The following is a 26180-nucleotide window of genomic DNA, read 5'->3' on the forward strand; positions in this document are numbered from 1 at the left end:
CAGTCCTCCTCGGTGTCCTCGGCGTTACGGAACGGGACGGTCACCGTGACGCCGATGCTCGGTCTGCGGTTCTCCTCGTCGCCCGCGAGCGGGTCGTTGTGGATGATGTCCTTCTGCATGGCTGCTTCTCCTCTTCTGCCGGTTGCGGAACGGTTCTTACGCTCCGGGGGCCCCGGACGGGCCGGTGTCTCCGGAGACCCCGTCCACCGGGGGACGGGGGGTTCGGTGGGCCGCGGGGACGCGGCGCAGATGCTGGTCCAGGAAGCCCAGCGCACGGTGCAGTACGGCCACGTGGTGGGCGCCGGTGTAGCCGTCGTGGCCGGTCTCCAGCCACATCGACTCGGCTGCCGCCCCGGCCCGCCGCAGTGCGCCGAGGTAGCTGCGTACCTGGCCGGGCGGGCATTTGGTGTCGAGGGTGGCGGCGATCACCAGCAGCGGCGCACGGACGTCGGCGGCGTAGTGGAGGGGGGAGCTCCGCGCGTAGCGCTCGGGCACGGTGTCCGGCGAGCCGCCGAACAGCCGCTCGTCCAGGGCCCGCAGGGCGGGGGTGCCGGTGCGGTACGCCGCCGCGCAGTCGGCGACGGGTTTGACGGCGACGCCCGACTGCCAGAGGTCGGGCCGGGTGCCGAGGGCGAGCAGGGCCAAGTAGCCGCCCCAGGAGGTGCCCCACAGGCCGATCGCGTCCGCGCGGGCCAGGCCGCGGCGGAGCAGGTCGGCGCGGACCGCGACGAGGTCGGCGACCTGAGTGAGCCCGACGCCCGCGCCGTACGCGGCGCGCCAGCGGGGGCCGTAGCCGGTGGAGCCGCGGTAGTTGACCCGGGCGACGGCGAACCCGGAGGCGACCAGGGAGTGCACCTCGGGGTCGTAGGCGTCCCGGTCGTGGTCGGCGGGGCCGCCGTGCACCAGGAAGACCAGCGGGGGCCGGCGGCCGGTGACCGGTTCCGGTTCGCTGAGCAGGGTGTGCACGGGCCCGTCCGGGCCGGGGGTCCACAGTTCGCGGTGCCGGCCGGGCGCGGGGGTGGGCAGGGTGGCGAGCTCCGGGAGCCGGGTGCCGGCGGTGGAGCACATCCGGGGCGGGGTGGCGCTGTCGGTCCAGAGGTAGTGCACATCGCCGCCCGGGTGCGGGGCGGCGTCGAGCAGGGTGCCGGGCGGGGACGGTATCGGGGTCAGGGTGCGCCGGTCGAGGTCGGCCGCGGCGAGGGTGGAACGACCGTGGCGGTCCTGGCGGATGAGGACGCGGCGCCCCGCGGGGTACCAGCGCGCGGTGATCTCGGTGTCGAAGCGGCACCAATCCTGGGGCAGCAGTCCGCTGCCGGGGCGCCAGGTCGCCAGCCGGTAGCGGTCGTCGTGCTCCTGGACCAGCAGCAGCTCGGTGCCTGCCGGGGACGGTGCGAAGCCGAGCGCCCAGAGCCGTCCGTGGTGTCCGGAGAGCTGGTCGAGCACCGCCCCGGAGCAGGTCACGAGCGTGACCGCGCGGTCGGAGCCGGCCGCCCCGGACAGGGCCAGCAGCCCTCCCGACGGCGAGATGCCCGTCAGGAGCGTAGGCCCGTCGACGGTCCACACCTGCCGGGCCGGGCCGCCCGGCCTCCCGACGTGGACGGTCATTCCGCTGCCGTCCCCGAGGCCGAGGGCCACGGTTCCGGCGTCGCTGACGGCGAGGCCGTGCGGGCGGCCCGGCGGCAGGCCGGTCAGGCCGGGCTGCCGCGCTCCGCCCTCGAAGTCCTGGAAGTACCACAGTCCTTGGCCGTGGCGGTCCTCCGCGAACCACCACACCCGGGCGTCGGCGTCGAGGGCGCAGTGCAGGGTGCCGTGCGGGCTGTCGGTGACCTGGCGCGCGGTGCCGGTGGCGGCGTTCCAGGTGAAGATCTCGCAGCGGCCGTCGGCGTCCGCGGCCAGCGCCATCCGCGCCGGATCGCGCGGACAGACCTCGGGCAGCGCCGGGTGGTAGACCCGGAAGCCGGTGCCGGCCGGCGGCTGTGCGGTGAGGTGTGCCGTGGTCGTGGTCATGCGGGCTCCGAACCGGTGCGGCGGGTGCGGGCCGGTGCCACGCACGTGGTGTGGAGCGCGAGTACGGCCAGCAGCGCGGCGCAGCCCATGAGGGTGCCGGCGGCCCCGGCCCGGTCGGCCGACAGCCCGGCCAGGGCGGGTGCCACGGCCGCGGTCGCGCCGGACACGGTGGCCAGCACGGTCCCGGTGCGGGCCTGGAGTCCGGGTGGGGTGACCTGGATGATCCGGGCCTGGAGCGCCACCGTGGCAACCGGCGTCAGCAGACACAGCAGACCGAAGAGCAGGCCGAAGTGCCAGGCGTCGCGGGCCATCGCCAGGGCCGCGGCGGGCGGCACCATCAGCCAGGAGACCGCCACCAGCACCCGGCTCGCGGAGCGCCGGCCGGCAATCCGGGGTGCGGCGAGCGCTCCGGCCAGGCCGGCCGCCCCGGCGAGCGCGAGGACCAGGCCCAGCGGTGCCGCGCCGCGGCCGTCGTGCTGAAGGGCGAACACCGTCGTGTAATACAGCGCGACGAGCAGGGCGTTGACGGCCGAGATCCACAGGAGCGCCAGCCGCAGGAAGGGTTCGCGGCGGATCAGCGCCAGTCCGGCTGCGGCTTCGGCGGCCCGGGACCGCCGGTCGGGGCGCACCGCTGCGGCCGGGGACTGCTGCTCACGGGGCGGAGCGAGGGGCGCGCGGATGGCGCCGATACAACCTGCCGCGACGGCGTAGGAGAGGGCATCCACGAGGAACGGGAGCCAGCGTTCGGCCTGAAAGAGGAGCCCGCCCAGTGCGGGCCCGAGCACCAGGGCGCCGCTCTCCCCCGCCTGTAATCGGGACAGGACGCGCCGGTGCTCCGCGGGCGGGCTCACCAGGGCGACGGTGCCGAGCGCCGCGGCCTCGTAACAGGAGGTCGCGCACCGCTCGACGAGCACGGCGGCGATGAGCACGGCCAGCGGGACCGGGCCCGCCGCGACGGCGACGGTGACGCCGGCCATCGCGGCGGCGGAGACCAGCGCGGAGCCCACCATCAGCTGCTTGCGCGCCCCGCGGTCGGCGGGGACGGCGGCGAACGGGCCGAGCAGCAGCGTCGCGACCGCGGAGAGTCCGGCGAGGGCACCGACCTCGGCGGGTGACCGGCCGAGGGTGAGCAGCAGCAGCGGCAGGACCAGCCCGGATGTCTGGCTGCCCAGGGCGTCGCAGGTGCCCGCCCACCAGAAGAGCCGGATGTCGCGGCGGACGTGGGGCAGCGGAGCGGCCGTTGCCACCGCCGGCGCGGTCCCGGTCATCAGGGACGGCCCGGGGACGGTCTCGCGGTGCCGCGGTGGGCATCGCCGTGCGGGGTCCGTGCCGGGCGGTGCGTGCGGCCGCCGGTGCGGACGCGTGTCGGGCCGTCCGCCGTCCCGGCCCAGGAGGCAACGCGCGGTAAGTCGTACGGTGCGCCGTCTGCCGGGGATGCCGCTGACCGTTCCATGCGAAGCCACCTCACGTGTGTGGGCAGATCGTGAAGATCGCCTCACCAATAGGTCAACTTGCGGAGGAAATGTGCCTGAATCGTGCCGGAGCTTAGCCAGACAGTGACGTGAGCCACAAGGTGTGGGCGCGAAGGACCTTCAAGCGGAACGGCGGGGCAGGCGGACCAGGCCGGACCGGCCCGGTTCACCCCCTTGAGAGCTGCGCCGAACGGGTGGCCGTCCGCCTCAGCGCGTGGTCCCCACCAACTCCGCGTACTCCTTGCCGAGTTGCGACATGGCGTGCTCGAACTCCTTGCGGGAGATGGCCTCTTGGAGCGTGCCGAGGACCGCCCGTACACCACGGTCGGCCTCCGACGCGGACAGGCCGGTGCGCGCTCGCACCCTGCGGATCGACTCCTCCGGCCCGAAGATCTCCATCTCCCGCCGCTCCCGCTTGAGCGAGACACGCAGCGGCTCGGGAAGTTCGAGGGCCAGATCGCGGGCTTCGCCGTCGCTCAGACGCAGGGCGAGCGTTTCGAGGGTGGCGCGGGTGAGATCGGCCCCTTCCTGCCGCGAGAGCCTCGCGCGGTCCGCCACTGCCCGGAAGAACTCCTTGTCGTCCATGCGAGCCTCCACATCGGATCGGGGGATGGGCGAGGGAGGCACCTCACCCACCACCTTGCCACGATCCCCCGCCCACCGTCGGACCACCACCGGCTGCACCCGCGCACCCACCGAACGTCACCACTGGGGCCGTCTGACCTGCGGTGATGCCGGTCAGACAGCCAGCTGCGCGAGCCGGCGCACCGGCACCACGAGCCGGGCCGGTCACCCCAGCTGGTGCGAGCCGGCCTCCGAGGTGGCGCCGGTCCGCGGCGAGCCGTCGCACAGGGCGGCGGCGCCGCAGAGGGCGGACTCGGGACGGATCGGGACCCCGTTGGTGCGCAACACGTCCCGGACATCGAGGATCAGCGGGAAGACCTCCTGGTTCCAGTCCTCGCCCTGCTCGTCCCAGGCCCGCTGCTCGGCCTCGACCGCCATCCGGTCCTCGGCGAACACCCGCTCGGTGAAGCGCCGGATGAGCGGCCAGGCGAGATGGAGGGCGCCCGGGATCGGCGGCTTGGCGATCATGAGCAGGCCATAGGCGTGGTTGGTGCGCTGCTCCACGTCCTCCGGGACGTAGGCCGCCCAGAGGGAGAAGGACGGGAGGTCGGACTTCTCGGGAACCGCTTGGAGGGTCTGATACGGGTACGCGGTGCGGACGGTGATCACGTCGGGCGACTCGCCACCGCCGAAGCCCTCGCCGGACAGCAGACCGGCGCCGCGGTCCTTCTTCCCACCGGCGGAAGTGAACAGATAACGGGCCTCCACGAATTCCGGACCGGTGTCGTACCCGAGGAGCTTGGGCTGGATCTTGCCGAGGACACCGCGGTGCAGGAACTGGTGGTTCATATCCAGCAGGTTTTCGTGCATGAACGAGTAGTGGCAGTGCACCGTGCGCGAGAACACCATGGTCCTGTGCTTCGCGGAATCGTATTCCGGCAGCTCGGGCAGCGGGGTCGTGGCCGCTTTCTCCGGATCGCCCGGGAAGACGAACACCAGGCCGTACACTTCGCGGACCGGATAGGAACGCACCCCGCGCGGCGGCCGGTCGACCCCCTTGGGAAGGTACGGGATCTGCGAGATCCGGCCGTTCCCGCGATAGGCCCACGCGTGATAGCAGCAGCGCAGCGTCTCGCCTTCCACGACGCCCAGGCTCAGCGGCACCTGACGGTGCGCGCACCGGTCCTCCAGCGCGAAGACCGCGCCGCTCGCACCGCGATAAAGCACGATCCGCTCCCCCGCGAACGCGGTGGCAAAGGTCTTGTTCTTCGGCACGCTTCCGGATACCGCGACCGGATACCAGAAATTCGGATGGATTCCCGTACGCCGAAGGTCGGCCGTCGCTCCGGGACGGTATTCCCGCATCCGGTCCGGGCCACCGGCCACCCCGGCCGCCGTGGTTCCGTCCCTTGCGGGCTGAGCCTTGGTCATACGTTTCTCCCTCGCACGCGGGTCAGTGATACGGAACGGGAGAACATCGGGTATCCGGCGGGCAGCGCGCCGTAGGGGTTCTCCGGGATCACCTTGTGCGTTTCCCCCGGTACGACGGCAGTCAGGCTCGCGGGAGGGTGACGGCCGCCCGTCCGGCGGATCAGGGGCTGGGCCATTTGGCTCCCGGCCACGACTCCCCGGCCGTGGCGGAGCCCTGACCCGCGGTTGTCAGGCCAAGGCTCCCCGGTGTGGTCCGGCGGGTCGGGCGGGTGCGACACGCGGCCCGGTCGACGGACCGGGCCGGGCCGTCACGACCAGCGGACCGGGAGGTGCCGTGGGCCGCGGAGCAATGCGCCCAGCCGCCAGCGCAGATCGGCCGGGTGGGCGTCCAACTCCAGCTTCGGGCAGCGTTCCAGGAGGGTGCGCACCGCGATCCGGGCCTCCAGGCGGGCGAGCGGGGCGCCCAGGCAGAAGTGGATGCCATGGCCGAAGGCGACATGGCCGCGGGCGTCGCGGGTGATGTCGAACCGGCCGGGGTCGTCGAAGCGGAGCGGGTCGCGTCCGGAGTCGGCGATCACGGGGAGCACGACCTCGCCACCGCCGGGGATCACCGTGCCCGCGATGTCGACCGGGTCGAGGGTGAAGCGGAAGGTGGCGGTCTCCAGCGGCCCGTCGTAGCGCAGCATCTCCTCGACCGCGCCGTCGATGAGCGACAGATCGGCGCGTAGCGTGGCGAGTTGCTCCGGGTGGGTGAGCAGCGCCAGCACGCCGTTGGCGATGAGATTGCCGGTGGTCTCGTAGCCGGCGATCAGTAACAGCTGGGCCATGCCCAGGAGTTCTTCATGGCTGAGCCGGTCGCCCTCGTCGCTCACCGCGATCAGATCGCTCAGCAGGTCGTCGCCGGGGTGGGCGCGCTTGGTCTCCACCAGGTCGTCGAGGTAGCCGGTCATGGCCGTCAGGACGTCCTTGGTCCGCTGCGTGGGGGCGCCGACCATCAGGATGTCGGTCCAGGTACGGAAGGTGTCCCGCTCCAGGAAGGGCACACCCAGTAACTCGCAGATGACGGTGATCGGGAGCGGGAAGGCGAGCGCCTCGACGAGATCGGCGCGGCCGTCGGGGGCGGCGAGCATCGCCGTCAGAAGTTCATCGGTCAGCTCCTGGACGCGCGGCGCGAGGGACGCCACCCGGCGCGCGGTGAAGGCACGGGCCACCAGGCCGCGCAGCCGGGTGTGTTGCGGCGCGTTGGAGCGGAGCATCGACACGCCGCTGGACACCGGCTGCATCGGCTGCGCGGACGAGGCATGCCGCCACTCCTTCGACAGCCGGGGGTCGCTGAGCGTCGCGCGTACCTCCTCGTAGCCGACGACCAGCCAGACGACCGTGCCCTCCGGGAGGCGTACCCGATGCACCGGGCCTCGCTCGCGCAGCCGCGCGTACACCTCGAAGGGGTCGCGGACGAAGTCCTCGCCCATTGCCGCCAGTTCAACGGTCTCCATCGGTTCGGTTGTCATCCGGCCCTCCTGTCCGTCGTGGCCTTGCCCCGGGACGACTGGGTACGGGGGAACCATCCCCGGCGGCGGGGCCACTAACCGCGGCTGCGGCTGCCGCCGCCCCACTTGGGCCGGCGGCAGACGCGGCGTCCAGGTCCGGTCCCGTCTACCGCTGGGTGAGGTACAACAGCAGAGCGGAGATGACGGCCCCGGCCACCCCCTCGATGGCATGGGCGGCGGTGAAGCGGGCGTACTTCCTGAGCCACGGGCGCGGTGGCTCGGCGGGAACACGCGGCGGGGGTTGCTGCGCCTCCGCATGATCCTTCATGGGCGTCTCCTTGATCGGTGGTGGGTGGTACGTGTCGGCCCCTTCCGGGCAGCGGCGCGCCGCCGGGGCCCGGTTCGTCCGGCCGGCCTGGTCAGTGCCCCGCACACCCCACGGACAGCGGGGCCTGCGGCTCGGCGAACTGCTGGAGCTCGGGCCCGGAACGCGACAGCAGCCAGCCGGGGTCCGGGAGCGGGGCGCCGGGGGCCGGGTTGGGCAGATGCCGGCGCGGTGAGTAGCCCAGGGCGGTGGCGATGGTGCGCCACAGGCGCGCGTCGATGAGGTTGTCGTCGGCCGCGTGGTGGATCGCCAGGCAGTGGGCGGAGAGCTGGTCCTCGGCGCCGGCGGCGAACCGCCACCAGAAGACCGCCGCCTCACGCCGGTTGATGGAGTAGAGCAGGCACGCGAAGGTACGGGCGCCGGCCGCGTCGTAGTCCCGGGCGAACTTCTCCAGCCGCCCCATGTGCCCGCCGCGCAGCACCGACTCGCACAGGGTGTGCAGATGCCGGCGCAGCTCCTCCGGGCCCGCCGTGGCGCTCGGGACGGGCCGGGGCCGCGGACGTCTGGGCAGCGGCCGGGCCCGGCCGGGGTGCGCCGGGGCCGGGCCGCGGTCGTGCCGCCCTTCGGGCACCGGGCGCGCCGGGGGTGTCTGCCGCTCGGCCTCGGCGATCCGCTCGGCCAGTCTGCGCGTGAAGGCTTCCGGGTCGTGGTCGGCCAGTACGCTTCCCACCTCATCGGCTTCGGCCCGCAGAATGTCTTCGATGGTCACGACGGTTCTCCTTCCTGATCGTTCCGGAGATAGGAGGCCGCGAGTTCCTTGGCGAGCTGGCGGCCGCGGGAGTAGTAGGTGCGCGCCGTGCCCGGGGTGATGCCGAGGGTCTCGGCGATCTCCTCATAGCTCAGCTGCGCCACGCGGAGCCGGACGCAGTCCGCCTGCACCGGCTCGCGCCGGGCCAGTTCGTCCATGGCGCGGTCCAGGGCGTCATAGGTGCCCAGATGCAGAATCTGGTCGACGCAGGACTGGTGGAGCCCGGCTTCCACGGCGGCGGCCCGTTCGCGGCGGGTCGCCCGGTTACGCGAGCGGACGAAGTCCTTGATGGCGTCCCGCAGGACGCGCAGGCACAGGGCCCGGAAGTTGGGGTGCGACTGGAACTCGTCCCATTTCGCATGGATCTTCATCCCGGCTATCTGCACCACGTCCTCGGCGTCCTGACGGTGGCGCAGCAGCTGGTACGCATAGCCGAGGTAGCCGTACTGCGCCTCCTTGAAGAAGGCGGTGAAGTCGCCCCGGAGGCCGTCCATCGGGTCGGGGCGCAACTGCTGTCCGTCTCCGTAGTCGCTCACCGGGCGGCCATCCCTCGTCCCGCCGCGGGCGGGCGGACGGCACCAGGGTGGACCTGCGCCTGAAGGTCCCGTTCCGCACCGCACCGGCTTCCACGGTCCGGGTCACACAACGTGCTGCCGGCCGACGGGCCGCAGGTCCGCGAGGCGGTGTGGGTGCTCTCGCGCGCACGGGCGCGGAGCACAGCCGGGATCGTCCTGGCCGCGCCGCCCATGGCTGGCGTGCCCCAGGGCCACTGGTGGTCCACTGCCTCTCCTTTCGCTGTTCGCGGTGAACTCCCCAGCGTCCGGATGACGCCGGAGAAGACCGCATCTCTTGCCCCTAGACCGCTCGCGAAGCCGTGATTGTTAATCAGATCCGTGGACCAAAAATGACCATCCGCAGTCGCCCGCTCACGTTGAGCTTCTGACCTGCGGCGTTGACGGATTACCGGTGGCGGAAGTGGCGCGGATCACACTCCGGTGCGGGTGGTGCGGGCAGCTGCGCCGGCCACCCGTCAGCCGCACGCCGCCCGCCGTCGGCCGCCCGCACACGCGCAAGGGCCTCCCGGCACCGGTGCGGATGCCGTCATCCGCACCGAGCCAGAAGGCCCTCACCTCGTCGGAGTGCCACCCCGGGCGTGTCACCCGTCACCCACACGCCGGAGGAACACGCCCGGGCCGCGGTTCGCCAGGGACGGAAGGGGACGATCCCTGCTGAGGCGCGGGCGCGGTGGCACTGCCCGCCGGGTCATCGCGGCAGCGGACTCCCCCGGGCCCCGGGTGCTCCCTGGGCGTCGCCGGGGAAGCGGCTGCTCACACGTAGGTGTAGCCGCCGGCGACGAGCGTGCTGCCGCCCAGGGTGGTGACCACGACGGGGACGTTGCCGAGCGGGCCGGCCGGGGTGAAGCCGACCAGCGCCGTACCCGACGCATTGACCGAAACCCCCGTCGCCGCAACCCCGTTGAACGTCACCGACGCCCCGCTCAGATCGCTCCCCGTGATCACGAACGTCGCACCCCCCGCGGCACTGCCCGACGGCGGCAACAGCGACGTGACGACGGGCGGGGGCGGCGGGGTGTAGGTGTACCCGCCCGCGACCGTGGCGCTGCCCGCCGGCGTGGTGACCACGACAGGGACGTTGCCGAGCGGGCCGGCCGGGGTGAAGCCGACCAGCGCCGTACCCGACGCATTGACCGAAACCCCCGTCGCCGCAACCCCGTTGAACGTCACCGACGCCCCGCTCAGATTGCTCCCCGTGATCACGAACGCCGTACCACCCGCGGCACTGCCCGACGACGGCGACAGCGATGCGGCGACGGGCGGCGGTGCCGTGTAGGTGAATCCGCCGGCGACGGTGGTGGTCCCGGCCGGTGTGGTGACCACGACCGGGACGTTGCCGGCCGGGCCGGGCGGTGTGGTGCCGGTGAGCACGGTGCCCGCGGCGTTGATGGAGACGCCGAGGGCCGCGACGCCGTTGAAGGTGACCGTCGCGCCGGTGAGGTTGCTGCCGACGATGGCGAACGCGGTGCCGCCCGCGGTGGACCCGGTGTTGGGCACGAGGGAGGTGACCGTCGGGCCGCTCGGTGTGGTGACCGTGTAGGTGTAGCTCACCGGGTTGGAGGTGCCCCTGGGTGTGGTGGCGACGACCTGGACGGTGCCCGCGGGGTGTGCCGGTGCGAGGACGGTGACCGAGTTGCCGTAGGGGTCCAGGGTGACGATGGTGGCGGGGACGCCGCCGAAGGTGACCAGACTCGTGCCCTGGAGGCCGGACCCGGTCAGCAGGACGGTGTTTCCCCCGGCGGCCGGTCCGGAGTCCGGAATGGCGTCGTGGAGTCTGGGATATCTGGGCCAGTCCCCCGCTCCCCCGTTCCCCCCGGGCCAGGAGCCCGGGGCCTGCGGATTTCCTTGCTGCTGTATGACGTCGGACATGACTTCTCCCTGGGCAGCCGCCACTCCGTCCCCCTTTCACGAGTCGATTCGTGAACGGGTCCTCGCGGAGCGGAGGTTGCCGCCGTCGAATGTTCGGGTGCCTGCGACGGTAGGGTTCCCGACGGATCGGAAGAAGGCGTGTAAGCGATGGCAATGATGCGTTCGGCGATCAAAATTACGATACGTAGATGAGCGTCACACCCGTAGCTTTGTCCGGCGTACGCGGGTATTCCGCCGCCCCTTTTTCCACGCCGTGGGTGCGGGCGACGGGCGTGCGGGGATACGGCTGCTGCCGCTGCGTACGGAACAGTCCTTACGGACGGCCACCCGCTGAAGTACGCGCACGGGCCCGGGGGCGGATAGCGCACGCGTCCCGGGCCCGTTCCCATCCTGCTGCTCGCCCCCTCACCGAGGGGAGGACCGCTTACAGGTGGTAGATGGTGGCGGCCCAGTTTGCTTTCCAATTGCCGTCGCCGTACTGGAGATTGACGGAACACCTGCCGATGTTGCCGTCACAGTTCAGGCTGTTCGCCGGGACCGGAGCCGCCAGCCGGGTGCCGTCGGCGGAGCGGAGCCCCTGGTGGAAGATGGTGGCGGACCAGCTCGCCCGCCAGTATCCGTCACCGAATTGCAGGTTGGCGATGCACTTTCCGGTGTCGCCGTCACAATTCAGCGCGGTCACCGGTACCGGCGCGAGAGAGGCGGACCGGGGTGTCTGGTGGAAGATGTTCGCGCCCCAGCTCGCCTTCCAATTGTTGTCACCGAAGCGGAGGCCGGCCGTGCACTGATAGGTGTCGCCATCGCAGTTGAGCGCCGTCACCGGAACCGGAGCGGCGGTGGCGGGGCCGGCCAGCCCGAAGGCCAGTGCCGCGAGAGCAGCGCAGGTGCCGACGATGGTGCGTCGCATAGCCGTGTCCTTCCGTCGTGGGCGCGCAGTGCGCCCGACCACGGAGCAGGATCTGCTGAATTCCCGTCGTTCCGAGGCCGCACATCAGGGCCTTCAACAGAAGGTGTGAAGCCCCGCACCCACGCCCGAACCGGGCCCGGCACCGACCCTCGGTACGGGTGGTGAACAGCGCAAACGTAGTGATCCAGGGGCGCGAAGAGGGGCGCATTCGCGGTGCCCCCGGCCTTGTATGGCGCACGCCCCGAGCGCGGTCCGACCGCCCGCGGCAGCCCCGGCGGACCGGTGCATCCGTGCGGAACAGCTGTGGGGATGAGGGCACCGTCCAGAGGGGTAGATTCTCCGATTCGCTGCGCCCCGGTGGGCACGGTCCGTCACCGGTACGGGTGGCCGGTTGCTCCGTTTGGCGTCGGTGGTCCTGCGAAGTGGCAGGGTCGGTGCTGGGCTGGCGACGCAAGCCGTGCACCGGCTTCCTTGGTGTGCCCTTGTGCCCTTTCCGTATCGACCTCCGCCTCTGCGTGCCGGGAGCCGTCTTCGCCTGCATGCGAATTTCCCGATGCCCCCGGAGCACCCGCAGCTCGCCCGAAGGAGAGAAGTGACCACTACGTCGTTGCGCCCGACCGGTGCCCCGGAAATCGAACAGCTTCCGGAGCCGCCGCTGCGCAGATCCATGGAAATCCAGGGCAACATTCTTTCCGGTTTCAACAAGGACTATATGGCGTTCCGCTATGTCCGCTTCCCCGACGGTGCGAGTGGCCGTGGCTGGCTGTCCGTCATGCTGAATACGGTCTCGGTGACCGCCACGGTCGAGGACTTCAACGAGGAGTTCTCGCTTTCCCGCCGGGCTTACGGCCAGGATCCGTTCCTCGTCGCGACCTGGGTCGGAGTGTCCCTGACGTTCCAGGGCCTGCTCCAGGTGGCCCGGGAACCCGAGAAGGTGAAGAAGGATCTGGCGCCGTTCGAGTCGTTTGTGAAGGGTGCGGCCGGACGGGCTCCGGACCTCGGCGACGACGGGACCAGCGCGCCCGAGCACTGGCATTTCGGCTCGGACCGGACCGGCGTACACGCCGTGCTGATCGTCGCCGCGGACACGGAAGAGGCGCTGAACGAAAAGCTCCGGAATATTGCCGCCGCTGATTCGGCGCACGGGGTGACCCTGGTCCATCAGGACGACGGCCGCACCCTGACCGGAGATCTGCGGGGGCATGAGCACTTCGGGTACAAGGACGCCATTTCGCAGCCCGGCGTCAAGGATTTCCACCGTGAGGACCGGGAGAATCCCGGTGCCCGGGACAACCGCCCGGGGTCGACCCTGGTCGAGCCCGGCGAGTTCGTCTTCGGTCACACGAGTGAGAGCGGAGCGCCGCCCGAGGCTCCCAAGTGGCTGGACAACGGTTCTCTCCAGGTGGTGCGCCGACTGCGGCAGGACGTCCCCGGCTGGAACGAGGCGGTGGAACGTGAAGCGGGCAAGTTCCGGCCGCACGCCATCTCCCCCGAGCTGCTGGGCGCGTGTCTGGTCGGCCGTAAGAAGGACGGCACACCGCTCGCGCAGGGCGAGAACCCGGTGACCGGGGTCGGTCCGGAGCGCAACGACTTCACCTACGAGAACGACGGCAAGGGGAAGCAGACCCCGTGCGCCGCGCACATCCGCAGGTCGAATCCCCGGCACTTCGAGGCCACTCAGAAGCACCGCGTCATGCGCCGCGGCATTCCCTACGGCCCCGCGTACGCGGCCGGCAAGGCGGACGCGGACCGCGGCCTGATGTTCGTGTGCTATGGCACCTCGCTGGAGCGGCAGTTCGAGTTCCTCCAGCGCGCCTGGTCGAACAACCCCAACTTCCTGCCGGGCGACCCCGGTTCTCCCAACGGCATCGACAAGGTGACCGGCACGATCAGGCAGGGCGGTTCGGGCAGCCCGGATGCCCACATCGTGCTGGCCGACGGCGAGGAAGGCACCGTCTCGATGAACCGGTTCGTGCAGACCACCGGCGCGGTGTACGCCTTCACCCCGTCCATCAGCACGCTGCGGCGGCTCGCCGCGAACGAGCCCCTGGACGGGAAGGGCTGAGCCCCCGATGAATGACATCCGCCGTGAGTACACCGGAGCCGAGCGCGCCAACGAGAAGACCTATCAGCAGCTCGCCCGCGAACTGCTGCTGGTCGGCCCCGAGCCGGCCAACGAGGACCTCAAGCTGCGCTACCTCGAAGTACTGATCGACAAGGGGCTGGAGCGCCCCGCCGTCCCCAAGCGCATCCTGATCGTCGGCGCGGGCGTCGCCGGTCTGGTGGCCGGCGATCTGCTGACCCGTGCCGGTCACGATGTGACGATCCTGGAGGCCAACGCCAACCGGGTCGGCGGCCGCATCAAGACCTTCCACGCCAAGAAGGGCGAGCCGCCACCCTTCACCGACCCGGCGCAGTACGCGGAGGCCGGGGCGATGCGCCTGCCCAGCTTCCACCCGCTGACCCTGGCGCTGATCGACAAACTCGGCCTGAAGCGGCGGCTGTTCTTCAACGTCGACATCGATCCGTCGACGGGCAATCAGACCGCCCCGGTCCCGCCGGTGATCTACAAGTCGTTCAAGGACGGCAAGATCTGGACGTACGGCGACCCCAGCCCCGAGTTCCGGGAGCCGGACAAGCGCAACCAGACCTGGATCCGCACCAACCGCGCCCAGGTGCGCCGCGCCCACTACGCCAAGGACCCGTCCCAGATCAACGAGGGCTTCCACCTCACCGGCTGCGAATCGCGGCTGACCGTGTCCGACATGGTCAACCAGGCGCTGGAGCCGGTGCGCGACTACTACTCCGTGCTACAGAGCGACGGAAAGCGCGTCAACAAGCCCTTCAAGGAGTGGCTGGACGGCTGGGCCGGGGTCGTCCGCGACTTCGACGGCTTCTCCATGGGCCGCTTCCTGCGCGAGTACGCCGGGTTCAGCGATGAGGCCATCGAGGCGATCGGCACGATCGAGAACATGACCTCGCGGCTGCACCTCGCCTTCTTCCACAGCTTCCTGGGCCGCAGCGACATCGACCCCACCGCCACCTACTGGGAGATCGAGGGCGGCAGCCGGAAGCTCCCGGAGGCGCTCGCCAAGGATCTGCGCGACCAGATCGTGATGGGCCAGCGGATGGTCCGGCTGGAGTACTACGATCCGGGCCGCAACGGCCATCACGGCGGACTCGCCGGACCGGGCGGCCCCGCCGTCGCCATCCAGACCGTGCCCGAGGGCGACCCGTCCGGCCCGGTCGAGACCTGGACCGGGGACCTGGCGATCGTCACCATCCCGTTCTCCAGCCTGCGGTTCACCGCCGTGACCCCGCCGTTCTCGTACAAGAAGCGCCGGGCCGTCATCGAGACGCACTACGACCAGGCGACCAAGGTCCTGCTGGAATTCTCCCGCCGCTGGTGGGAGTTCACCGAGGAGGACTGGAAGCGGGAGCTCGACGCGATCGCGCCGGGGCTGTACGACTACTACCAGCAGCGGGGCGAGGACGAGGCCGAGGCCGCGCTGGCCGTTCCGCAGAGTCTGCGGGACCTGCCCACGGGGCTGCTCGGCGCCCATCCGAGCGTGGACGAGAAGAACATCAGCGCACAGCAGGTGGAGTACTACCGCAACTCCCCGCTGCGCGGCGGGGTCCGCCCGGCCACCCATGCCTACGGCGGCGGTTCCACCACCGACAACCCCAACCGCTTCATGTACTACCCCTCGCACCCCGTCCCCGGCAGTCAGGGCGGCGTGGTGCTGGCGGGCTACTCCTGGTCGGACGACGCCGCGCGCTGGGACTCCTTCGAGGACGCCGAGCGCTACAGCTACGCCCTGCTCAACCTCCAGTCGGTGCACGGCCGCCGGATCGAGGTCTTCTACACCGGCGCCGGCCAGACCCAGAGCTGGCTGCGGGACCCGTACGCCTGCGGAGAGGCCGCGGTGTACACCCCGCATCAGATGACCAGCTTCCACCTCGATGTGGTGCGGCCCGAGGGGCCGGTGCACTTCGCCGGTGAGCATGTGTCGCTCAAGCACGCCTGGATCGAGGGTGCGGTGGAGACGGCCGTACGGGCCGCCCTCGCCGTCAACGAGGGGCCCGCGGCGGACGAGAGCGCCATGGGCGCACGGGCCGCGGCGCCCCGCGAGCGCCGGGCCGCCGCCGGGTCGTCGGACCAGCCGCGCGAGGGGGTGCTGACGTCATGACCAGCTCACCGACCTGCACGGTGGCCGAGTATCTGGCCCGCCGGCTGGAACAGCTCGGCATCACCCATCTGTTCGGCGTTCCGGGCGACCACCTGGGCCCGTTCCTGTCGACCCTGCACGAGAAGACCACGGTCCGCTGGGTGGGCACCCCCACCGAGGGCGGCGCGGGCCAGGCCGCGGACGCCTATGCCCGGGTGAAGTCCGCCGACGCGGAGATCATGCTCGGCGAGCAGGGCATCGGCGCGGTCGCGGTCACCTACAGCGTGGGCGCGTTCAACCTGCTCAACGCGATCGGCGGGGCCTTCGCCGAGTACGTACCGCTGATCGCGATCAACGCCGCGCCCTCCTACGAGCAGTGGCTCAACCAGCAGGCGATCGGCCTGCTCACCTCGCACATGTCACAGCGCCCGGAGAGCAACCTGGAGGTCTACCGCCAGGTGACCGTGGACGCCCAGGCCATCTCCAACCCGGGGCTGGCCCCCACCCAGATCGACAGCGCGATCACCGCCTGCCTCTCGCACCGCCGGCCGGTCTATCTGGAGGTGATGGATGACGTCTGGGGAGCGCGGTGTCCCGCACCGCAGGGCCGGCTGACGCGGCGCGAGCGGCCCGTCACGGTGAAGAAGCAGCAGATGCTCGACCGCGCGGTCGAGGCATGTGTGGAGCTGATCCGGCAGTACGGCAACCCGATCCTGTGGGCCGGCGAGGAGATCGACCGCTTCCGGCTGTCCGACGAGTTCGAGAAGCTGGTGCACGAGACCCGCATCCCGTTCTGCACCACCGTCGGCGCCAAATCCGTGGTGTCCGAGTACACCCCGGGCTTCTCCGGCGTCTACAACGGCAAGGCCAGCAACCCGAAGGTCGCCGAGGTCTTCAACAACGCGGGCTGCCGTATCGGACTGGGCTCGTGGGCGACCTCGAAGAACCTCGGCGGGGTGCAGTCGATCGGGGACGACTGGGCGGTCGCCGCCCACGACGGCGTGCATGTCGGCGCCTCGTACTTCCCCGATGTGCAGCTCGCCGGGTTCCTCCCCGCGCTGCGGGAACGCCTGGTGGCCGAGTTCGGGGACGGTGCCTTCGCCGCGGACTACTTCGCCCGTGCCCACAAGGCGGGCCTCGCGGTCCCCGACAGCACCGCCGCCTACCTGGCCTCCCAGACCGGCGGACCGTACCCGGAGAACCTGACGTACGACAGCCTCTTCCGACACCTCAACGCCTTCCTCGAAGCGCAGACCAGCGAGCCGCCGGAGGAGCGCAGCAACCCGTTCACGGTGGTGTGTGACGCCGCGTTCGCGCTGATCGGCTCGATGAATCTGCGGATGGCCGAGCGCGCCTCGTACGTGGCGCAGAACAGCTGGCTGTCCATCGGCTACTCGGTCGGCGCGGCCACCGGGGTGGCGCTCGGCCGGAGCCAGGCGAAGAAGCGGCCGATGGTCTTCGTCGGCGACGGCTCGTTCCAGGAGACGTGCCAGGAGATGTCCACCCATGTGCGGCACGGTCTGCGCCCGGTGGTGTTCGTCCTGGACAACGAGGCGTTCTACGGCATCGAGCAGATGCTGGTGCACCCCTGCTACTACCAGGAGGGCACCCCGCGCTCCGACGGCGCCGAGTTCTACAACGAACTGCACCCCTGGCGGTACGAGAAGCTCGCGGACGTCTTCGGCTCCACCAAGCACCCGATGCACGGCTTCGCGGTCCGCCGGCACGACGAACTCACCACCCTGCTGGCGCGGATCGCCGAACCCAGCGACGCGATCAACCAGGGCCCGATCGTGGTGCGGGTACAGCTGGACCGGCACGACTATCCCGAGGCGCTCCAGTACAAGATCGCCGAGAACTGTCCGCAGCCCGCCGGTGCGGCGTCGGAACGGAGCAGGCGATGACCGGCCGGAGCACCCGGCGGCCCGCGGCGGACGCCCCCGTGGACGACTCGGCGAAGGTGCTGCGGCACGCCATGAGCGGGCTGTCCGGGCCGGAGGCGACCGGGTGGACCGGCACCGTACGGCCCGCCGGAAAGCCGGGAGCAGGCGCGAAGGTGCTGGTCCTGGGCGCCGGTGTGGCGGGCCTGACAGCGGCGTACGAGCTGAGCATGCTCGGCTACCAGGTCACCGTCCTCGAAGCGCAGGACCGCATCGGCGGACGCAACCGCACCGCCCGCCACGGCGACCAGCTCTACGAACTCGATGAGCACGGCACCCCCACCCCGACCCACCGCTGCGAGTTCGACGAGGGCCTGTACCTCAACCTCGGGCCCGGCCGTATCCCGTACCACCACCGGCGGGTGCTCAAGTACTGCCGGGACTTCGGTGTGGCCCTGGAGCCGTACGTCATGGAGACCACGGCGAACCGGGTCCGTCCGCCCCATGCCGAGGTGACCTGGCCCAACCGGCGGGTGGCGAACGACACCCGTGGCCACCTCGCGGCCAAGCTCGCCGAGACACTGGAGGGCCACGACGCCTTCACGGGTGAACTCCGCGATCTGCTCCGGGTGTTCGGCGCGCTCGACGCCAACGGTAAGTACCGGGGCTCGACCCGCTCCGGCTATCTGGACAGCCCCGAGATCGCGGAGTGGCCGGTCCCGGCCCCGCCGCTGTCCTTCGAGGATCTGGTGCACTCGGGCTTCTGGAAGACCCGCTTCTACCAGCCGGTCGACTATCTGTGGCAGGCGACGATGTTCCAGCCGGTCGGCGGCATGGACCACATCGTCAAGGCACTGGCACGGGAGGCCAAACGAGCCGGGGCGAAGATCGTGCTCGGCGCCGAGGTCCGCGAAATCGAGATCGGTCCGCGCGGTCTCGGCGTCAGCCTCAAATACCGCAAGGGCGACGACGAGCTCCAGGCCGACGCCCGCTACTGCGTCAGCAACATCCCCGTCCCGGTGCTCCGCAAAATCAAACTCACCCACTTCTCGGACCCCTTCCAGCAGGCGCTCCGCGTCGTGGAGTTCGAGAAGACCTGCAAGGTCGGCTGGCAGGCGAACCGCCGCTTCTGGGAGGGCGACCTCGGCGGCACCGACGACACCGAGGGCATCTACGGCGGGATCAGCTGGACCGGTCACAACATCACCCAGATGTGGTACCCGTCCAACGACTACTTCTCCACCAAGGGAACCCTGACCGGCGCCTACAACTTCGGGACCGCGGCCGAGACCCTCGGCAAGCTCACCCCGGAGAAACGCCTGCAACTGGCCCGCGAAGGCGCCGTCCAACTGCACCCGGAATTCAAGAACAAGGACCTCGTCCCCGACAAGCAGGGCATCTCCATCGCCTGGCACAAGGTGCCCTACCAACTGGGCGGCTGGGCGGCCTGGAAACCACAACAGGCCTCCCACAAGAAGGCATACAAACAACTGCTCCAACCCGAGGGCACCGGCGCCTTCTTCGTCACCGGCGACCAGATCTCCCCCCTGCCCGGCTGGCAGGAAGGCGCCATGATGTCGGCCCACTACGTCATCCATCAGATCCTGGGCATCATGCCCCTGACCGCCCCCGAGGAGATCGCGGTACCCGACTCGGTCGCGTTGACGCAGGGTCTCTTCTAAGACACCTGTGACGCGCCCGAGCTGCACGGGGCCCGGCCGGCAGCTGCGACTGCCGGCCGGGCCTCCGCGCTGAACACCCGGCTCACCTGCCGATAGGTTCTGACCATGACTGGTGAGTGGCGGGCGGACCGGATCGGGGCGGCGCTGCGGGGTGAGAACCCGACGGTGCTGCGGCGGCTGGATTCCGGGTTCGCGGCGATCGGTGATGTGCAGTTTCTGCCGGGGTACTCGGTTCTGCTGGTGGACGGACCGCAGGTGCAGCGGCTGTCGGACCTCCCGAAGAGCAAGCGGCTTTCGTTCCTGTCGGACATGGACCGGCTCGGCGAAGCGGTCGAGCGGACCTGCCGTCGGCTGGACCCGGCTTTCCGGCGGGTCAATCTGGAGATCCTGGGCAACACGGATCCCTTCCTGCATGCGCATGTCTGGCCGCGGTTCGACTGGGAACCGGCCGATCTGGTGGGTGCGCCGGTGTGGCTCTATCCACGCGACCGGTGGAGCGACACCCAGTTCCGGCTCGGCCCTCAGCACGATGCCCTGCGGGAGGCCATCGGCAGCGAACTGGACCTGTTGCGGTCGGAGGTGTGACGGGGGTGGGAGTGGGCTGGTCGTCCCGCAGGGGGCGCCGGACTCGGGGCGGGCCGGGAATGACACCGATGCGTAGGTGAGCACGGCGCCGGCGGCGAGCGCGAAGCGATGGCGGGTGCCAGCAGACACGCCCTAGGAGTCGTCCCCGCCCATCGGCTGTTGGAGGCCCCGGTCCGGGGGTGATGGGGGGAGGACGAGTTCGGCGACGGCTCCGCCGTCGGGGGCGTTGGAGAAGTGCAGGGTGGCGCCGAGGACCCGGGCCTGGCCGACGGCGATGGTCAGGCCGAGGCCGTGCCCGGTTTTTTTGCCGCTTCCGGAGTGGCTGCTGAAGCGCTGGGGTCCGTGGTCGAGGAGTTGGCCGGGGTAGCCGTCGCCGTGGTCCCGCACGGTGATGGTCAGGCCGTCGACGGTCAGGATCACCGGCGGGCGGCCGTGCTTGTGGGAGTTGGCGACGAGGTTGCCGAGCACGCGCTGGAGTCTGCGCTGGTCGGTCTCCACCAGGGCGTCCCGCTCGATGCGGACCTCGGCCGCCAGCCCGGTGGCCCGCACCGCACGCTCGGCCAGCGGCCCCAGCTGATGCAGGTCGATATCGGCCTGCTCCACCTCCGCGTCGAGACGGGAGATCTCCAGCAGGTCCTCGGTCAGCCGGCTCATGGTCCCGATCCGGTCCTGCACCATCTCGGTCGGACGGCCGGGCGGCAGCAGTTCGGCCGCCACCCGCAGCCCGGTCAGCGGGGTGCGCAGCTCATGTGCCACGTCGGCGGTGAAACGCTGCTCGCTGTTCAGCTTGGCCTGGAGTGCGGCGGCCATCGCGTCGAGTGCGGCCGCCACCGCGGCGGCCTCGTCCTGGGCCTGATCGGGGTGCAGGACCCGGGGATCGTCCACCCGGGCGTCGAGATCGCCGGTGCTGATCCTGCGGGCGACCTGGGCCGTGCGGTGCAGCCGACGGGTGATACGGGAGACGGCGAACAGCCCGACGAGGAGGGTGAGGGCGATCGCGAAGGCCGAGGAGCCGATGATGGCCCGGTCCAGCCCGCGGAGCGCGGCCGCCCGCTGGGTGTGGTCGAGGTGGACGGCCAGCGCCCGGCCGTCGGCGGGGGTGACGGCCCACATCACCGGGCGGCCCCGGTGTTCGCCGAGCTGGGTGCCGCGCTCGCCCTGCCGCGCCATGGCGCGGAGCGGGGCGGGGAGGTCGGCGGGGTTCACCGCGGCGTTGCGGCCGAGCGGCTCCCCGGCGACATACGCCGCCGCGACGGTGTCGAGCTCGGCCAGGGCGGCACTGCGGGCCTGCTCGTCGGTCTGCCGGCCGACCAGGACGTGCACCAGCACGCCGACCACCGTGGCGAGCACACAGCACATGACGATGACGAAGACGGCGAACTTCCAATACAGCGTCGCCGTCCATGCGGGCAGCCGCAGCCGCGCACAAGGCCGGCCGGCGCTCATGGCGTCCTCTTCGGTGCGGGGGTGGCGGTGTCCGCTTCATCGAACTCCATGGCCCGCAGCGTCATGGCCTGCGTCCGGGGGTCCCACTCGTAGACCGTGCGGGTGGCGTACCCGGGGGTGCCCGTGGGCTCCCGCAGGATCAGCTCGCCGTTCGCGATCTCCACCGACAGCGGAGTCGCGGCGGCGTCCATGATCCGGGTCACCACCCCGTGGCGCAGCCGGAAGACCCACAGGGCCAGGGACCGGTCCGGCGCCTCGATGCCCACGATCAATTCGGGCTTCCCGTCACCGGTCAGGTCCTGGTACTGCGGTTTCCGCACCGGGCAGTGCTCCGGTGCCTCGGCGCAGGCATCGATCCGGCTCTCGGTGGCGGAGTCGAACTGCGGTCCGCCGTCGAGGGCGGAGCCCGCGTCCATCTGTGCCTTGACGACGGTGAGCAGCGGCGCCTTGCGGATGTCCCCGGACGGCACCCGGGGCACCCCGGGAACGGCGGCGGGGAGGTTCTCGCCCCTGCCCCGCTCGGGCTGCGGCGCGGGCCTGCGATCCGGCCACAGCCGCACCGGGGCGGACGCGGCCGAGGTAGGGCCGGCGCTCCGCGGCTCCCCGCTCCCCGCGCAGCCGCCCAACAGCGCCACAATGCCCGTCGCCGCAAGTGCGAGCGACGTCATCCGTACCGGCCCCGGGGAAGGCAAGGAGCGGAGCAGAGGCACATCTCTTCCAGTCGTGGTGCGGGCTGGGCCTGTCCGGATCATAGTCGCTGCGTCTTACCACACAGCCGGAGATATCCGATATGCCCGAAAGGTGAGTATCCGGCCGCTATCCGGTGAAGCCGGCGGGGTCAGGTGCCGCGGACGCCGGGGAATCCTCGTGCCGCTCGCGCGGCGGCGCCCCGGCGCGGCGGGCTCAGCCGACCTGGGCGGACGGGGCTGAGCCTGCCGGACCGGGGCGCCGGCGGCGGATTGCGGGGTGGTTACGGGGCCATCTCGTACGCCCCGGACAGGGCCTCCACCCGCTGCCAGACGCGCGTCGAACGGGCGTCGTCGACGACCGGGCGGCGGACCGCGCCCAGTGCCCAGTTCTGCTGCGCCTCGGTGGCGGAGTCCTTGCCGTGCAGCTCGACGGCGTGTGCGGAGAAGTCCCGGACGAGGACGGCGAACAGCTCGTCGAGCACGTCCTCGTCGAGGCCGGTCAGCTGCGCCTGCTCCAGGATCAGCTGGCCGTGGACGACCAGCGCGAACAGCTGGCCGATGGCGAGCAGCAGATCGAGGTCGCGGCTCTGCTCCTCGTCGGGGGCGGCGGTGGTGACGAACTCGCAGAGGGCGTCGGCCTGTTCGCGGAAACGGGCGACGTTCGGCACCCCGGCGAAGGCGTCGTAGGCGGTGCGCCAGTCGTGGAAGCGTACGGCGCCCAGACCGCGGGCCGGTCCCTGCCGGAAGAGGAACGCGTCATCGGCCGCGTCGAGGCGCGTCGGCACGGGCGCGTACTCGGCCGGGTTCAGCAGGTGGTTGCCCATGAACTTGAGGATCAGGGCGAGGTTGACGTGGACCGTGCCCTCCAGCTTCGGCAGGCCGCGGATCTCGGTGGCGGCCTGGGCGAAGTAGGTGTCCTTCTCGAAGCCCTTGGCGGCGATCACGTCCCACATCAGGTCGATGACCTTCTCGCCCTCGGTGGTCACCTTCATCTTCGTCATCGGGTTGAAGAGGAGGTAGCGGCGGTCGTCGGGGCCGGCCGAGCGGAAGTAGTCGACGGCGCGGTCGCTGAACAGCTTCATCCCGACGAGGCGGACGTAGGCGTCGGTCAGCTCGCGGCGGACGTGCGGGAAGGCGGTGACGGGGCGGCCGTAGAGGATGCGGTTCTGCGCATGGGTGACGGCCTCGTACATCGCGTGCTCGCAGATGCCGATCGCGCCGGTGCAGAGGTTGAACTTGCCGACGTTGACGGTGTTGAGGGCGGCGTCGAAGGCGGCGCGGCCGGTGTGCAGGATGTCGGCGGCGGTGACCGGGTATTCCTCGAGGCGGAACTCGCTGACGTACTTCGAGGAGTCGACGACGTTCTTCACCACGTGGTACGCCTCGTGGCGGCTGTCGGCGGCGAAGAAGACATAGCCGTCCGGGCCCTCGACGTCGGTGCGGCGGCCGAAGACGGAGACGAGTCCGGCGGCATTGCCGTTGCCGATGTAGTACTTGGATCCGCTGGCGCGGAAGCCGCGGTCACCGTCGGGCTCCAGCAGCATGTCGGTGGAGTAGATGTCGGCGCCGTGCGCCTTCTCGGACAGGCCGAAGGCGAACACCTCGCCCTGGGAGAGGAGTTCGGCGGCGCGGGCGCGGACGGCGGCGTTGTCGCTCTGCCAGACCGGGCCGAGGCCGAGGATGGTGACCTGCCAGGCGTACCAGTAGTCGAGGCCGTAGAAGCCGAAGATCTCGTTGAGGGCGGCTATCCGGGCGGTGTCCCAGCGCTTGTCCTGGTGGCCGTCGGCGGCGGAGGCCGGGGTGAGGAAGGTCGCGAACAGCCCTTCCTTGCTGGAGAACTCAAGGAACTCCGACAGCCAGGCGCGGGAGCGGTAGTCCTCGATCAGCTTGCGCTTGCCGCGGTTCTCGAACCAGTCGACGGTGGCGCGCAGCAGCCGGCGGGTCTCGGGGTCGAAGTGCGCCGGGTCGTAGGTGCGGGGGTTGAACAGCAGCGGGTCGGCCATGGAGGTTCGCCTTTCCGGCTCAGGTTGTGGTGTGCGGGTGGTGGACGGGACAGCTCGGTGGCGGACCCGAGCACGGCGGCCGGGCAGCGGTGTGGCGCACCCGGGCGCCGGTTCAGCGCTCGGGTCGGAGGCGGTGGAGGGTGGCGAGCACGTCGTCCAGCCAGTCGAGCGTCATGCGCTCGTAGGCGATTCCGCCGCGCAGTACGACGTGCTGGAGTTCCTGGCCCGCGTCGGGCGTGGCAGGCGCCTCGGGGCCGGTGAAGTCGCGGCGCTCCCCCGCCAGATAGTGCGTGAGTCGCTCGCGGTGGATCTGCTGGTGCCGCTCGACCTCACGGATCAGCGCGGCGGGATCGTCGAAGGCCGCACCACGGATCTTCACCGCGAGGTCGTGCCGGACGCTCTCCGGTTCGATCGGCTCGTGCAGCCACTCGGCGAGCGCCGTCCGGCCGAGAGCGGCGACGGAGTACTCCTTCTTGTCCGGCCGGGCCTGCTGCGACACCTCGCGGACATCGATCCAGCCGTCGCTCTCCATCCGCTTGAGGACGCGATAGATCTGCTGGTGGGTAGCGGTCCAGAAGTATCCGATGGACCGCTCGAACCGCCGGGCCAGCTCATAGCCGGAGCCCGGCTTCTCCAGCAGGGAGACAAGAATCGCGTGCTCGAGCGCCATGCCCCGATCCTTCTATGCAACGAGTTGCATAGACAAGAGGCGCCGCGGGGGTGAGACGCGGCTCACCCGGGCGCGGCGAGGTGCGGGCCGGGCGCCCGGGGTGGCGTCGTGTGGTCGCGGGAAACGTCCCCCTACTCCCCCACCGCCCCATCGGCCAGCTCGCGGGCGATGTCGAGGTGGCCTGCGTGGCGGGCGTACTCCTGGAGGAGGTGGAAGAGGATCCAGATCAGGGTGGGGCGGTCCTCGTCGGGCGGGATGGTTCCGCCGAGGGTGGCTGCCCGGTCCTCCAGGTGGGCCGCCGCGACGATGGCGCGGGAGCGGGTGCACTGCTCCTGGAAGAATTCTTTGATGTCCTCGAATGATTCTTCGGGGCCCACATGCCACGGTCCGGAGCCGTTCTTGAAGTCGGCCCAGGGTTCTTCGATGTGTTCGCCCTCGAACCCCCATTGCAGCCACCGCAATTCCACACAGGCCAGGTGCCTGAACAATCCTAGGGGCGACCATCCGGTGGGCAGGCGGCTGGCCCTCAGCTCCGCGTCGGACATTCCCTCCAGCTTGCGCAGCACGGTGTTCCGGTAGAAATCGAGATAGCCGGTCAGCAGGTCGTAGGGGCTGGTGAGAGTCACCGGAGGCTCAGCGGCGGGTTCGATTTTGTGGACCATGGTGAGGACCTTATGGAGGCGGGGGTGGCCTGTCCAGGTATCAGGCGGGCAAGCAGTTCGGCCGGGCAGTGCCGCCCGGTGGAATGCGCAGGGCCCGCCGGCAGGAGACACCGACGGGCCCCGGGGTCAGCCGGTCAGCACTTCAGATCGAGGACGTGGATGTTGGGGAGTATTCCCTCGATCCGGTAACAGTGGTTCTTGTCGGGCTCGTTGATGTACAGCGGCGTGGAGCCACCCGACCAGTGCACCTGGACCGTGACCCCGGTTGCTTCCGCGGGGAAATACGCCTTCCAGCTGTCGCCCACCGGCCGGACGTTGTGGCAGTAGTTCTTCTTCTCTATTCCGTCCGGGCCCTTCCACTCATAGCAGGTGTCGATGAGCGACGCCGCCTGGTGGTCGAACTGGAGGTAGTTGTCCGAGGCGGCAGTGGCGGAGGGCGCCGTCAGTACCGCGCCGGCCAGGGCGAGGCCCAGGGCGGCAGCACCGTATGCCAGGGAACGCTTCTTGCTTCGCATGCTGGAGTTCACCTCTCGCTTCATTGGTCCGGGCACGCCCTAGCAGGTCTTGTCGGTTCTCTTCGGACCCCAGGTGTAGCCACTCAGCTCGTAGCAGTAGCTGCGGCTCAGGTCGGTGATCTGCGGCGACACATTGTCACCCGCTATTTGCCCGTCCACCGTCACCTCGACCTTGACGCCCTTGGCGTCATCGGGGATTTCCACCCGCCAGTCCGTGCCGATGGCCTTCCCCTTGTCGCAGGAGTCCGGGGTGGTCGAGGACGCCCAGTGGTAGCAGGTCTCGGCGATGAACCAGCCTTTGTTGGAGAAACTGATGTACTTGCCCGAGCCCGCGGCCGCGGCCGGCGGTGCTGTCATCGCGCCGCCGACCAGCGCGATCCCCAGTGCGGCGACCCCGTAGGCCGCCGACTTCTTGATGTTCCGCACAGGAT

The 26180-nt window shown here is 70.7% G+C and carries 22 protein-coding genes; 5 read left to right on the top strand and 17 right to left on the bottom strand.

Translation table 11 applies throughout. From position 1 onward, the window contains the following. Window positions 1–156: 156 nt before the first annotated feature. The 10 genes from AC3EUV_RS19985 to AC3EUV_RS20030 all read right to left on the bottom strand — a co-directional run bounded on the left by AC3EUV_RS19985 (window position 157) and on the right by AC3EUV_RS20030 (window position 11448). The gene (locus AC3EUV_RS19985) at window positions 157–2007 is read right to left on the bottom strand and encodes a S9 family peptidase (protein ID WP_435603483.1); all 1851 of its coding nucleotides are present in this window, start codon (window positions 2005–2007) and stop codon (window positions 157–159) included. Beyond that, window positions 2004–3275 carry an MFS transporter gene (locus AC3EUV_RS19990; protein ID WP_435603484.1) on the bottom strand — a complete coding sequence of 424 codons (1272 nt, stop codon included), beginning with the start codon at window positions 3273–3275 and terminating at the stop codon, window positions 2004–2006. Before AC3EUV_RS19990 ends, AC3EUV_RS19985 begins: the two co-directional genes overlap by 4 nt. A gap of 411 nt (window positions 3276–3686) precedes the next feature. Further along, entirely contained in the window at window positions 3687–4064 is a 378-nt protein-coding gene (locus tag AC3EUV_RS19995; RefSeq protein ID WP_432142932.1) for a DUF2267 domain-containing protein, read from the bottom strand. A gap of 204 nt (window positions 4065–4268) precedes the next feature. Beyond that, entirely contained in the window at window positions 4269–5474 is a 1206-nt protein-coding gene (locus AC3EUV_RS20000; RefSeq protein WP_435603485.1) for a Rieske 2Fe-2S domain-containing protein, read from the bottom strand. 308 nt (window positions 5475–5782) lie between these two features. After that, on the bottom strand, window positions 5783–6970 hold the full coding sequence (locus tag AC3EUV_RS20005) for a cytochrome P450 family protein (RefSeq protein ID WP_435603525.1): 1188 nt from the start codon (window positions 6968–6970) through the stop codon (window positions 5783–5785). Between the two features lie 160 nt (window positions 6971–7130). Continuing rightward, the gene (locus tag AC3EUV_RS20010; RefSeq protein ID WP_432142930.1) at window positions 7131–7292 is read right to left on the bottom strand and encodes a hypothetical protein; all 162 of its coding nucleotides are present in this window, start codon (window positions 7290–7292) and stop codon (window positions 7131–7133) included. Between the two features lie 91 nt (window positions 7293–7383). Continuing rightward, window positions 7384–8058 (bottom strand): hypothetical protein, encoded by a 675-nt coding sequence (locus AC3EUV_RS20015; RefSeq protein ID WP_435603486.1) that lies wholly within the window; start codon window positions 8056–8058, stop codon window positions 7384–7386. Beyond that, a complete protein-coding gene (locus tag AC3EUV_RS20020; RefSeq protein WP_435603487.1) occupies window positions 8055–8633 on the bottom strand; it encodes an RNA polymerase sigma factor in 579 nt (192 codons plus the stop codon). The genes AC3EUV_RS20015 and AC3EUV_RS20020 overlap by 4 nt, the downstream gene beginning before the upstream one ends. Window positions 8634–9425: 792 nt before the next feature. After that, window positions 9426–10541, bottom strand: a complete 1116-nt coding sequence (locus AC3EUV_RS20025; RefSeq protein WP_435603488.1) for an IPT/TIG domain-containing protein — start codon at window positions 10539–10541, stop codon at window positions 9426–9428. Window positions 10542–10965: 424 nt separating this feature from the next. Beyond that, window positions 10966–11448, bottom strand: coding sequence for a hypothetical protein (locus tag AC3EUV_RS20030; RefSeq protein WP_432142926.1), 483 nt, complete (start codon window positions 11446–11448; stop codon window positions 10966–10968). Window positions 11449–12040: 592 nt separating this feature from the next. Here AC3EUV_RS20030 and AC3EUV_RS20035 point away from each other — a divergent pair. The 5 genes from AC3EUV_RS20035 (at window position 12041) to AC3EUV_RS20055 (ending at window position 19764) form a co-directional block, all read left to right on the top strand. Further along, the gene (locus AC3EUV_RS20035) at window positions 12041–13513 is read left to right on the top strand and encodes a Dyp-type peroxidase (protein WP_432142925.1); all 1473 of its coding nucleotides are present in this window, start codon (window positions 12041–12043) and stop codon (window positions 13511–13513) included. Window positions 13514–13520: 7 nt separating this feature from the next. Further along, entirely contained in the window at window positions 13521–15638 is a 2118-nt protein-coding gene (locus tag AC3EUV_RS20040) for a flavin monoamine oxidase family protein (RefSeq protein ID WP_435603489.1), read from the top strand. Beyond that, window positions 15635–17521, top strand: coding sequence for an alpha-keto acid decarboxylase family protein (locus AC3EUV_RS20045; RefSeq protein WP_435603490.1), 1887 nt, complete (start codon window positions 15635–15637; stop codon window positions 17519–17521). The genes AC3EUV_RS20040 and AC3EUV_RS20045 overlap by 4 nt, the downstream gene beginning before the upstream one ends. Then, entirely contained in the window at window positions 17518–19179 is a 1662-nt protein-coding gene (locus AC3EUV_RS20050) for a flavin monoamine oxidase family protein (RefSeq protein WP_435603491.1), read from the top strand. The genes AC3EUV_RS20045 and AC3EUV_RS20050 overlap by 4 nt, the downstream gene beginning before the upstream one ends. 105 nt (window positions 19180–19284) lie before the next feature. After that, window positions 19285–19764 (top strand): HIT family protein, encoded by a 480-nt coding sequence (locus AC3EUV_RS20055; RefSeq protein ID WP_435603492.1) that lies wholly within the window; start codon window positions 19285–19287, stop codon window positions 19762–19764. 132 nt (window positions 19765–19896) lie between these two features. On the opposite strand, the gene AC3EUV_RS20060 is transcribed toward AC3EUV_RS20055, so the two are convergent. The 7 genes from AC3EUV_RS20060 to AC3EUV_RS20090 all read right to left on the bottom strand — a co-directional run bounded on the left by AC3EUV_RS20060 (window position 19897) and on the right by AC3EUV_RS20090 (window position 26175). After that, window positions 19897–21210 carry a sensor histidine kinase gene (locus AC3EUV_RS20060; RefSeq protein ID WP_435603493.1) on the bottom strand — a complete coding sequence of 438 codons (1314 nt, stop codon included), beginning with the start codon at window positions 21208–21210 and terminating at the stop codon, window positions 19897–19899. Then, complete coding sequence (locus AC3EUV_RS20065; protein WP_432142919.1) at window positions 21207–21878, bottom strand: hypothetical protein; 672 nt, start codon at window positions 21876–21878, stop codon at window positions 21207–21209. Before AC3EUV_RS20065 ends, AC3EUV_RS20060 begins: the two co-directional genes overlap by 4 nt. 302 nt (window positions 21879–22180) lie before the next feature. Then, window positions 22181–23902, bottom strand: a complete 1722-nt coding sequence (locus AC3EUV_RS20070) for an acyl-CoA dehydrogenase family protein (protein WP_432142918.1) — start codon at window positions 23900–23902, stop codon at window positions 22181–22183. Between the two features lie 112 nt (window positions 23903–24014). Then, the gene (locus tag AC3EUV_RS20075; protein ID WP_432142917.1) at window positions 24015–24572 is read right to left on the bottom strand and encodes a PadR family transcriptional regulator; all 558 of its coding nucleotides are present in this window, start codon (window positions 24570–24572) and stop codon (window positions 24015–24017) included. A 131-nt stretch (window positions 24573–24703) separates the two neighbouring features. Beyond that, a complete protein-coding gene (locus AC3EUV_RS20080) occupies window positions 24704–25234 on the bottom strand; it encodes a DinB family protein (protein WP_435603494.1) in 531 nt (176 codons plus the stop codon). Between the two features lie 134 nt (window positions 25235–25368). Then, window positions 25369–25749: a hypothetical protein gene (locus AC3EUV_RS20085; RefSeq protein WP_432142915.1), complete on the bottom strand. Its 381-nt coding sequence runs from the start codon at window positions 25747–25749 to the stop codon at window positions 25369–25371. 39 nt (window positions 25750–25788) lie between these two features. Beyond that, the gene (locus AC3EUV_RS20090; protein ID WP_432142914.1) at window positions 25789–26175 is read right to left on the bottom strand and encodes a hypothetical protein; all 387 of its coding nucleotides are present in this window, start codon (window positions 26173–26175) and stop codon (window positions 25789–25791) included. Window positions 26176–26180: the final 5 nt, after the last annotated feature.

The sequence above is a fragment of the Streptomyces sp. bgisy130 genome (assembly GCF_057708345.1).

Bases quoted from the DNA above. Each gene is read 5' to 3' on its own strand.
- AC3EUV_RS20080 (WP_435603494.1), bottom strand. From the start codon at position 25,234: ATGGTCCACAAAATCGAACCCGCCGCTGAGCCTCCGGTGACTCTCACC.
- AC3EUV_RS19990 (WP_435603484.1), bottom strand. From the start codon at position 3,275: ATGACCGGGACCGCGCCGGCGGTGGCAACGGCCGCTCCGCTGCCCCAC.
- AC3EUV_RS20060 (WP_435603493.1), bottom strand. From the start codon at position 21,210: ATGAGCGCCGGCCGGCCTTGTGCGCGGCTGCGGCTGCCCGCATGGACG.
- AC3EUV_RS20000 (WP_435603485.1), bottom strand. From the start codon at position 5,474: ATGACCAAGGCTCAGCCCGCAAGGGACGGAACCACGGCGGCCGGGGTG.
- AC3EUV_RS20040 (WP_435603489.1), top strand. From the start codon at position 13,521: ATGAATGACATCCGCCGTGAGTACACCGGAGCCGAGCGCGCCAACGAG.
- AC3EUV_RS20045 (WP_435603490.1), top strand. From the start codon at position 15,635: ATGACCAGCTCACCGACCTGCACGGTGGCCGAGTATCTGGCCCGCCGG.
- AC3EUV_RS20070 (WP_432142918.1), bottom strand. From the start codon at position 23,902: ATGGCCGACCCGCTGCTGTTCAACCCCCGCACCTACGACCCGGCGCAC.
- AC3EUV_RS19995 (WP_432142932.1), bottom strand. From the start codon at position 4,064: ATGGACGACAAGGAGTTCTTCCGGGCAGTGGCGGACCGCGCGAGGCTC.
- AC3EUV_RS20075 (WP_432142917.1), bottom strand. From the start codon at position 24,572: ATGGCGCTCGAGCACGCGATTCTTGTCTCCCTGCTGGAGAAGCCGGGC.
- AC3EUV_RS19985 (WP_435603483.1), bottom strand. From the start codon at position 2,007: ATGACCACGACCACGGCACACCTCACCGCACAGCCGCCGGCCGGCACC.
- AC3EUV_RS20025 (WP_435603488.1), bottom strand. From the start codon at position 10,541: ATGTCCGACGTCATACAGCAGCAAGGAAATCCGCAGGCCCCGGGCTCC.
- AC3EUV_RS20050 (WP_435603491.1), top strand. From the start codon at position 17,518: ATGACCGGCCGGAGCACCCGGCGGCCCGCGGCGGACGCCCCCGTGGAC.
- AC3EUV_RS20055 (WP_435603492.1), top strand. From the start codon at position 19,285: ATGACTGGTGAGTGGCGGGCGGACCGGATCGGGGCGGCGCTGCGGGGT.
- AC3EUV_RS20005 (WP_435603525.1), bottom strand. From the start codon at position 6,970: ATGGAGACCGTTGAACTGGCGGCAATGGGCGAGGACTTCGTCCGCGAC.
- AC3EUV_RS20010 (WP_432142930.1), bottom strand. From the start codon at position 7,292: ATGAAGGATCATGCGGAGGCGCAGCAACCCCCGCCGCGTGTTCCCGCC.
- AC3EUV_RS20030 (WP_432142926.1), bottom strand. From the start codon at position 11,448: ATGCGACGCACCATCGTCGGCACCTGCGCTGCTCTCGCGGCACTGGCC.
- AC3EUV_RS20085 (WP_432142915.1), bottom strand. From the start codon at position 25,749: ATGCGAAGCAAGAAGCGTTCCCTGGCATACGGTGCTGCCGCCCTGGGC.
- AC3EUV_RS20065 (WP_432142919.1), bottom strand. From the start codon at position 21,878: ATGACGTCGCTCGCACTTGCGGCGACGGGCATTGTGGCGCTGTTGGGC.